This is a genomic window from Streptococcus sp. GMD4S (genome assembly GCF_000296955.1).
Genome location: NZ_AJRE01000399.1, coordinates 1 through 584, shown reverse-complemented (window position 1 = coordinate 584; position 584 = coordinate 1). Strand labels below are relative to the sequence as shown.

At 43.3% G+C, this 584-nt stretch carries 1 protein-coding gene; it reads right to left on the bottom strand.

All coding sequences use genetic code 11. From position 1 onward, the window contains the following. Nucleotides 1-10 precede the first annotated feature (10 nt). A partial coding sequence (locus tag GMD4S_RS10165; protein ID WP_000452203.1) for an IMP dehydrogenase occupies nt 11-584 on the bottom strand: 574 nt, incomplete at its 5' end.

The window sequence follows — 584 nt, the reverse complement described above, 5'->3', positions numbered from 1 at the left end:
TTTTTACTTCTTACATGGAGTAGTTTGGTGCTTCATTAGTAATTTGTACATCATGAGGATGGCTTTCTTTTAGACCAGCCCCAGACATTTCAATAAATTGAGCGTTGTCGTGCAATTCTTTAAGGTTAGCTGCACCACAGTAACCCATACCAGAGCGAATACCACCAAGCATTTGGAAGACAATATCAGCTGCTGCGCCTTTATAGGCAACACGGCCTTCAATTCCTTCTGGAACGAGTTTGTTTGCTTCATTGACAGAACCTTGGAAGTAACGGTCGCTTGAACCTTTCTTCATTGCAGCGATTGATCCCATACCACGGTAAGTCTTAAACTTACGTCCTTGGAAAATTTCAGTTTCACCTGGTGCTTCATCTGTTCCAGCAAACATTGAACCAAGCATAACTGCATTTCCACCTGCAGCAAGGGCTTTTACAATATCTCCAGAATACTTGATTCCACCATCAGCAATAATCGTTTTTCCATATTCGCGCGCAACTACTGCCGCATCATAAATTGCTGTCACTTGTGGGACACCCACACCTGCAATCACACGAGTAGTACAGATAGAACCTGGTCCAATCCCA